8 protein-coding genes are annotated in these 7,147 nt (G+C 69.7%); 4 read left to right on the top strand and 4 right to left on the bottom strand.

Annotated features, from left to right (window positions below):
* The first annotated feature begins 789 nt into the window (after window positions 1-789).
* Together ACGFH9_RS16600 and ACGFH9_RS16595 are read left to right on the top strand one after the other, a co-directional pair.
* Window positions 790-1,650, top strand: coding sequence for a helix-turn-helix domain-containing protein (locus ACGFH9_RS16600; protein WP_393219711.1), 861 nt, complete (start codon window positions 790-792; stop codon window positions 1,648-1,650).
* 2 nt (window positions 1,651-1,652) lie between these two features.
* Window positions 1,653-1,844, top strand: a complete 192-nt coding sequence (locus ACGFH9_RS16595) for a DUF397 domain-containing protein (protein WP_393219709.1) — start codon at window positions 1,653-1,655, stop codon at window positions 1,842-1,844.
* Between the two features lie 301 nt (window positions 1,845-2,145).
* Here the strand turns inward: ACGFH9_RS16595 and ACGFH9_RS16590 are convergent, their stop codons facing one another.
* From ACGFH9_RS16590 to ACGFH9_RS16575, 4 genes are all read right to left on the bottom strand, one after another.
* Window positions 2,146-2,874 carry a hypothetical protein gene (locus ACGFH9_RS16590; protein WP_393219707.1) on the bottom strand — a complete coding sequence of 243 codons (729 nt, stop codon included), beginning with the start codon at window positions 2,872-2,874 and terminating at the stop codon, window positions 2,146-2,148.
* A 288-nt stretch (window positions 2,875-3,162) separates the two neighbouring features.
* Window positions 3,163-3,534, bottom strand: a complete 372-nt coding sequence (locus ACGFH9_RS16585) for a hypothetical protein (protein ID WP_393219705.1) — start codon at window positions 3,532-3,534, stop codon at window positions 3,163-3,165.
* Window positions 3,531-4,013 carry a DUF6232 family protein gene (locus ACGFH9_RS16580; RefSeq protein WP_393219702.1) on the bottom strand — a complete coding sequence of 161 codons (483 nt, stop codon included), beginning with the start codon at window positions 4,011-4,013 and terminating at the stop codon, window positions 3,531-3,533. The genes ACGFH9_RS16585 and ACGFH9_RS16580 overlap by 4 nt, the downstream gene beginning before the upstream one ends.
* A gap of 42 nt (window positions 4,014-4,055) precedes the next feature.
* Entirely contained in the window at window positions 4,056-4,535 is a 480-nt protein-coding gene (locus ACGFH9_RS16575; RefSeq protein ID WP_393219699.1) for a DUF6232 family protein, read from the bottom strand.
* A gap of 98 nt (window positions 4,536-4,633) precedes the next feature.
* On the opposite strand from ACGFH9_RS16575, the gene ACGFH9_RS16570 reads away from it, so the two are divergent.
* Together ACGFH9_RS16570 and ACGFH9_RS16565 are read left to right on the top strand one after the other, a co-directional pair.
* A complete protein-coding gene (locus ACGFH9_RS16570) occupies window positions 4,634-5,407 on the top strand; it encodes an enoyl-CoA hydratase/isomerase family protein (RefSeq protein ID WP_393219697.1) in 774 nt (257 codons plus the stop codon).
* A 93-nt stretch (window positions 5,408-5,500) separates the two neighbouring features.
* Window positions 5,501-7,123 (top strand): acetolactate synthase, encoded by a 1,623-nt coding sequence (locus ACGFH9_RS16565; RefSeq protein WP_393219694.1) that lies wholly within the window; start codon window positions 5,501-5,503, stop codon window positions 7,121-7,123.
* Window positions 7,124-7,147: the final 24 nt, after the last annotated feature.

The following is a 7,147-nucleotide window of genomic DNA, read 5'->3' as shown; positions in this document are numbered from 1 at the left end:
CAGAAGGGTGTTGAGGTCGGTCGTCACAAAACTGATCCTCAACACCCTTCGTCTATCTCCACCACCCAGGGTCGTTAGGACTTACTCGTCTAGGGCCGTCGTGTGGGTTCAGGCGGTAGAGATCCGTGGTGGCCTCGTAGTACAAGCCGGCCAGGTAGATCGTGAGGCCGGGGACGTTGTCCTCGAATTCACGCCTCAGCCTGAGCCGGGCCTCCGGGCAGGGCCACTGCTGGCCATCAGCTCGGCGGCCAGCGTCCAATGGATCTGCGTCGGGGCGTTCCATAAGGGGTTGAAGGGCGGTACGGGACCGGCGGTAGGTGGCGTTCCATGGCCGGCGACCGGCTGCTCGGGCGTGCTCGCTGCCTGCTTGGGCCTGCGGGCGGTGCGGCAGGAGGGGCACGCGCATCGCCTGCCCCCAGGGAAGCGCTTCGAGCGGTGCGGCCTGTGCCTTGGTCGGACCAGGTCGGCATCGTCATCGCTGAACATCGCGCCCCTCCTGCCTGCTGAGGGAGCCCAGGCCGCGACCTACTCATCCCCTCCACGACCTGGACCCCGGATCCTCGGTGCGGGCCGCTCCACCACGGGGGAGGTGGAGCGGCCCCGGCGAACCCACAGCAGCCGATTCACTGTGGAGCAAGTTCGCCTTGAGGACACCCTCCGTCGCCGAGCGTGATGGTGCAATGACTTACGTTGACACATGTCATGTTGGTTGTCCCAGTCCCGCGAATCAGCGAGAATCAGTCGCAGGATCGATGGATGGATTGCTCCAATCTGAGACAGGGAGGTCGTATGACCCATGCGGGATCTTCCATACCGCGCAGACAACTCGGGCGGTATCTGAAGCAGGGCCGCGAAGAGGCCGGACTCTCCCTGGAAGCTGCCGGCGAGGCGCTGGAGTGGTCCCGGTCCACCATGTACCGGATCGAAGGCGGCGGCTCAGCGGTCAAGGCACGCGACGTGATGGCCATGTGCGTGCTGTATGGCATGTCCGCCGAGATGACCTCGGCGCTGATCGCGCTGGCCGCTGAGACCAAGGTGAACGGCTGGTGGCACGCCTACGGCGACACCTTGCCGACCTGGTTTGAGCTGTACGTCGGGATGGAGTCGGCGGCGTCGCGCCTGCGTCACTGGGAGCCGGACTCACTTCCTGGGCTACTGCAGACGCGGGCCTACGCCGAACACCTGCTTCGGTCGCACCCGGAGCTGAAAGAGCAGGAGGTCAGGCGCCTGGTCGAGCTTCGCATGGAGCGCCAGAAGATCCTCAAGCGGAGGCACCCGGAGCCTCCAGGCCTGGAGGTCATTGTGGACGAGAGCGTGTTGCACCGGCCGTTCCCTGCCATGGCGGACCAGCTCAGCCACCTTCACAACCAGGTAGCCGCCGAGATCGCGACGATCCGCATCGTGCCTCGGGACGCGCCGCCCAACTACGCCTTGACTGGCGGTGGTTTCGTCATGCTGGAATTTCCAACAATCGGAATCCGAACACCGGAGCCCACGACTGTATACAGCGAGTCACTGACAGGCGCTTTGTATCTCGACAAGCCAGCAGAGGTTGCGGCTTACTCTGTGCGATGGAGAGCGCTCGAAGGTCTGTCGCTCGATGCGGACCGATCGGCCGACCTATTAGCCACGATCGCCAAGGAGATGTAGCAATGAGTGACCTAACTGGAGCCGTGTGGCGCAAGAGCAGCCGCAGTGGGGGCAACGGCGGGCAGTGCGTGGAGGTGGCCGACAACCTCTCCGGCATCGTCGGTGTGCGGGACAGCAAGGACCAGTCCGGCCCGGCACTCACGTTCGACCCGCAAGCCTGGAGGGCGTTCGTCAGCTTCGCCAAGCAGTCCTGACGAGACACAGAGGAGGCCCCTCAGTCGATGCTGGGGGGCCAGTCACTCATGCCGGCAGGCTATCGGACCGGGCGGGCCCCGGTTGCGCAGTTCTCGTCGATGCCGTCCGACGCCACGGTCACCTTGGCCATCGGTCCAGGCCCTCGGGCACGTTAGCGGTGAAGCTGACCCCTGCCGGTGGAGACAAAGAGCGGACTGACCCGACGTTCGTCCCGTCGACGACCTGACCGCACCGACGGCGGCGATCACCTGCGACTGCTGATCCGGCAGCCAGCCCGGCCCACCCGGACCGGGCGTGGGTTCAGCCGGCGGGTTCGTCGCTCAGCTTCTCGCCCCGTCGGCGCAGCATGCCGAGGCCGGGGATGCCGGCCACGGCGAGCTTGAGGTCACGGGTGACGTCGAGCAGGTCGTGCAGGTCGGGCCCCACCCGGTCCAGGGTCGCGAGGATCGGCAGGATGTCGGCCGTCAGGTGCTCCTTGAGCTTGGGCAACTCGTCGATCAGGTGGATCGCCGCCGTGATCTCCTCATGGCTCAACTCCTCGACGAATTTGCCGGCCATCGGTGCGGCCCGCCGCAGCGCCGGCTCGTACGCCGCCAGCAGTTCCGCCGCCGTGGTCGCGGCCCGCGCGGCCGTGTCCACGGTGACCGCTGCGGTGCCGGCCACCACGTCGGCCTCGGCGACCACCGTTGCCGCGACACGGGCGACCTTCTCGGCCTCGTCGACCACCACGGCGGCGGCCGTGGCCACCTCGGTGGCCGTGTCGATGGCGGTGGTCGCGGCGGCGCTGATCACCGCCACTTCACGGACCGCCGCCTCGGCGTCGGTGAGTACCTCGTCGGTCCGGTCCAGGGTCGTCTCGATCCGATCCACCACGCCGTTGATCCTGGTCAGCAGCGCCTCAACGCCGTCCAGCACGGCGAACGCGCGGGCGGGCACGGCGGCGAACGAGGCGGCCGAGCCGAGCGCCTGGTCGAGAGCGGAGCGGGTCAGGCCGACCACCGCGGTGGGTGTGGGGAGGGGAAGTGCCATGGGGCCAAGTGTGCGTCGGTCCTGCCACAGCCGCTCGTACGCGGGCCGCGGACCCTAGACGAGCAATTCCTAACCTTCACCGGGGGCGGTGGGCGTAGCCGAGGGCCGACGGTGACTCTCGGTCACCTCCCTGGGAGCGGATGCGGTCGTCAGCGGTATACCTCAGCGTCATATTCATACCTCTGAGGTATACCGCTCACCAGCAGATCGACACGGTGAGCAGCCACAGCGGATGACGAGCGCCCTTCGCCGCAGCCCCAGCCCTGTCGTGAGTGAGGACTTACTCGTCTAGCGGCCGGCGCGGGCGACGCGCAGCGCCCACCAGATCAGTGGTATCTGCATCGGCACCCGCCCGTAGGCGATCGCCCGTCTCGTCGGTCGCCGGTGTCGCCAGTCCACCGCCATCTTGACGTTGGCCGGCAGAACGGCGACGAACAGCGCGGCGGCGGCTCGGCCGCCTGTCCGCCGGGTGGCCGGGTGCGCCACCGCCGCGGCCACCGCCAGTTCCGCGAACCCGCTGGCGTACGTCCAGAGGCGGGCCGGACCGGGCAGCGTACGCGGCACGATCGGGTCGTAGTAGCCGGGGCGCAGCAGGTGGGTGACGCCGGCCGTGGCGAGCAGCCCGGCGAGGGCGACGGCTTCACCGCGTCGGGTGGTCATCGATGGTCCCCCTGCTGTTCGACGGCGCGCTGCACGGCCCGGTAGATCTGCCCGAACCGTAGCGCGTCCGGCGTGCGCAGGAGCATGTGCTCCTGACCGTGGTGCTGTACCCACAGTTCGTGCACGTGGCTGCCGCGCTCGTAGGAGCGGTCCAGCCAACCGAGGGGGATCTCCAGGAAGGGCGCCAGCGCCAGAGCCCCCACCGCGCAGGCGGCGAGGATGATCAGCGCCAACTGCCAGTTGCCCCGGTCCTGCGCGGACCACGCCAGCGAGACCACGCAGACCAGTGCCACGAGGGGTGGCAGCGACAGCAGCAGGACCAGTACGCCGCGTCCCAGCAACCGGCCGCGTACGGCGAGGGTCTTCGGCCCTCGTTGATGCCAGACGAACGTCACGTCGCGCAGGGCGATCACCTGACCGCCCGCCCGGATCGACTCGGATGTCACCTGCACCGCGTCGTCCCGGTAATAGAGGGTCATCACTAAGCCTAACCACCGGCAGGCAACCCCGCGCGGGACGGGCTAGCGTCGAGCGGCGGGGCGGACGGGTTGCGTCGCCTCCATGGCGCGCTGCACCGCCCGGTAGATCTGCCCGAAGCGCAGCGCGTCGCCGGTGCGCAGCAGGCGTACCGGCTGCCCCCGCCAGCGGGCCCAGATCTCCAGTTGGCGGCTGCCCTTGGCGTACGAACGGTCCAGGTGTTCGAAGAGGAAGTCGGCGACCGGGCCGACGGCCAGCCCGACCAGCACCGAGGCGCCCACGATCGCGATCGTCACGGTGGGTGATCGGTGCAGCCAGACGGCCACGCCGATCCCGAGTACCGCCGCGATCAGCGGACCGGCCAGCGCGGCGCCGATCGCGCCCCGCCCGGCGAGCACGCGCCAGGAGCGGCTGCCGCGCCGGTGCCAGACCATGGTGATCTCGGTCAGCGAGTAGCTGCGGCCGTCGACCTGGACAGCGGTGGAGGTGACCCATACCGACCTGTCGTCGTAAAAAGTGATCATGGCTGGACTCCCGCCCGAGGGGCTGACACCACAGTACTTACCCCAACGAGCCGAGTCGTAAGGTTGGCACGCGACTTCGACGAGGAAGTGGGGGCAGCGTGGGCGAGTTCGTTCGGCTGGAGACCAGGGATGGCATCGGCACGATCCGGCTGGAGCGGCCGCCGATGAACGCGCTCAACACGCAGGTGCAGGAGGAGCTGCGCGCGGCCGCCACGGCGGCCACCGCCGATCCCGAGGTCCGTGCCGTCATCGTGTACGGCGGGGAGAAGGTCTTCGCCGCCGGGGCGGACATCAAGCAGATGGCCGACATGTCCTACGTGGACATGGCTGATCGTGCGGCGGCCCTGTCCAGCGCGCTCGGCGCGATCGCCCGGATTCCGAAGCCCGTGGTTGCCGCGATCACCGGGTACGCCCTCGGCGGCGGCTGCGAGCTGGCGCTGGCCTGTGACTGGCGGGTGGTCGCCGAGGACGCGAAGCTCGGCCAGCCGGAGATCAAGCTGGGGATCATCCCCGGCGCGGGCGGTACGCAGCGGCTGGCCCGTCTGGTGGGTCCGGCGCGGGCGAAGGATCTGATCATGTCGGGGCGGATGGTGGACGCCCAGGAGGCGCTGCGGATCGGTCTGGCCGACCGGGTCGTACCGGTCGGCGAGGTGTACGACGCGGCGGTCGCGCTCGTCACGCCGTACCTCAACGGGCCTGTGCAGGCGCTGCGCGCGGCGAAGCTGGCGGTCGACGGCGGCTTGGACATGGACCTGAACTCGGGCCTGGCCTGGGAGAGTCAGCTCTTCGCGGCGTTGTTCGCGACCGACGACCGGCGCGAGGGCATGACTGCGTTCGTCGAGAAGCGTAAGCCGGACTTCACCGGTCGCTGACGACTGGGCCGACGGCGAACCGAGAACGGTTCACATTGTGCCTACCGGCCAGTAGCGTGTGACGTCGGCCAGGTTCGACGAGAAGGAGCGGCGATGACGGTGCGGATCGAAGGTCACGGCGGGGAACTCGCACTCGCGGCGTTGCGGGCGCACGGGGTGCGTGAGATGTTCACCCTCTCCGGTGGCCACGTCTTTCCGCTCTACGACGCCGCGCACAAGACCGACTTCCCGATCTACGACGTGCGGCACGAGCAGTCGGCGGTCTTCGCGGCCGAGGCGGTGGCGAAGCTCCAGCGTCGCCCCGGCCTCGCCGTCCTCACGGCCGGCCCGGGTGTCACCAATGGCATCTCGGGCATGACCAGCGCCTTCTTCAACGCGTCCCCGGTGCTGGTGCTCGGTGGTCGCGCGCCCGCGTTCCGTTGGGGCTCGGGCAGCCTCCAGGAGATGGACCACCTGCCGCTGGTCGCCCCGGTCACCAAGCACGCCGAGACGGTCTTCAGCACCGACGACATCCCGCGTGCGGTGGACGCCGCCCTCAACGCCGCGCTCACCCCGCACCGCGGCCCGGTCTTCCTCGACTTCCCGTTGGAGACGGTCTTCTCGGTCGCCGACGCGGACCTGCCCGCGCCGACCGGCGTCGACGTCGTCGAGCCGGACCCGGACGAGGTCAGCCGGGCCGCCACACTGATCGCCGGCGCGCAGCGACCGGTCATCATCGCCGGCTCGGACGTCTACGCCGGCGACGCGGCGGCCGCGCTTCGCGAGGCCGCCGAGGCGTTGCAGGTGCCGGTCTTCACCAACGGCATGGGCCGTGGCTCGCTGCCACCGGAGCACCCGCTCGCCTTCGCCAAGGCCCGCCGCGCCGCGCTGTCCGGCGCCGACGTCGTCGTGGTGGTCGGCACCCCGCTGGACTTCCGGCTCAGCTTCGGCGACTTCGGTGACGCCAAGGTGGTGCACATCGTCGACGCGCCCAGCCAGCGCGCCACGCACGTGCAGCCCGCCGTGGCCCCCGCCGGCGACCTGCGGCTGATTCTCTCCGCGCTGGCCGACCACGCCGGTGACCGGGCCGACCACACCGACTGGGTCGCCGACCTGCGGGTGGCCGAGGACGCGGCGAAGGCGCGGGACGCCGCCGAGATGGCCGCCGAGACCGACCCGATCCGGCCGGCCCGCATCTACGGCGAGCTGCGCCGGGCACTCGCCCCGGACGCGATCACCATCGGTGACGGCGGTGACTTCGTCTCGTACGCCGGGCGCTACCTGGAGCCGTCGCAGCCCGGCACCTGGTTGGACCCGGGCCCGTACGGCTGCCTGGGCACTGGCATGGGCTACGCGATGGGCGCCCGGGTCAGCCACCCGGACCGGCAGATCTGTGTGCTGATGGGCGACGGCGCGGCCGGATTCTCGCTGATGGACGTCGAGTCGCTGGTCCGCCAGAAGCTGCCGGTGGTGATCGTCGTCGGCAACAACGGCATCTGGGGGCTGGAGAAGCACCCGATGCGGGCCATGTACGGCTACGACGTCGCCGCCGACCTCCAGCCGGAGCTGCGCTACGACACGGTGGTCAGCGCGCTCGGCGGTGCGGGGGAGACCGTCGCGAAGGCCACCGACCTCGCGCTGGCGCTGCAACGGGCGTTCGACTCCGGAGTGCCGTACCTGGTCAACGTGCTCACCGACCCGACCGACGCGTACCCCCGCTCGTCGAACCTGGCCTGAGTCGCACCGGAAGCCGCCGTCGCC

This window comes from Micromonospora sp. NPDC049102, assembly GCF_043197485.1.
Lineage (GTDB): Bacteria > Actinomycetota > Actinomycetes > Mycobacteriales > Micromonosporaceae > Micromonospora.
The sequence above is the reverse complement of the archived record's forward strand: the minus strand, read 5'-3'. Positions and strand labels throughout refer to the sequence as shown.

Bases quoted from the DNA above. Each gene is read 5' to 3' on its own strand.
- ACGFH9_RS16580 (WP_393219702.1), bottom strand. From the start codon at position 4,013: ATGACCCTCTATTACCGGGACGACGCGGTGCAGGTGACATCCGAGTCG.
- ACGFH9_RS16585 (WP_393219705.1), bottom strand. From the start codon at position 3,534: ATGACCACCCGACGCGGTGAAGCCGTCGCCCTCGCCGGGCTGCTCGCC.
- ACGFH9_RS16595 (WP_393219709.1), top strand. From the start codon at position 1,653: ATGAGTGACCTAACTGGAGCCGTGTGGCGCAAGAGCAGCCGCAGTGGG.
- ACGFH9_RS16590 (WP_393219707.1), bottom strand. From the start codon at position 2,874: ATGGCACTTCCCCTCCCCACACCCACCGCGGTGGTCGGCCTGACCCGC.
- ACGFH9_RS16600 (WP_393219711.1), top strand. From the start codon at position 790: ATGACCCATGCGGGATCTTCCATACCGCGCAGACAACTCGGGCGGTAT.
- ACGFH9_RS16565 (WP_393219694.1), top strand. From the start codon at position 5,501: ATGACGGTGCGGATCGAAGGTCACGGCGGGGAACTCGCACTCGCGGCG.
- ACGFH9_RS16575 (WP_393219699.1), bottom strand. From the start codon at position 4,535: ATGATCACTTTTTACGACGACAGGTCGGTATGGGTCACCTCCACCGCT.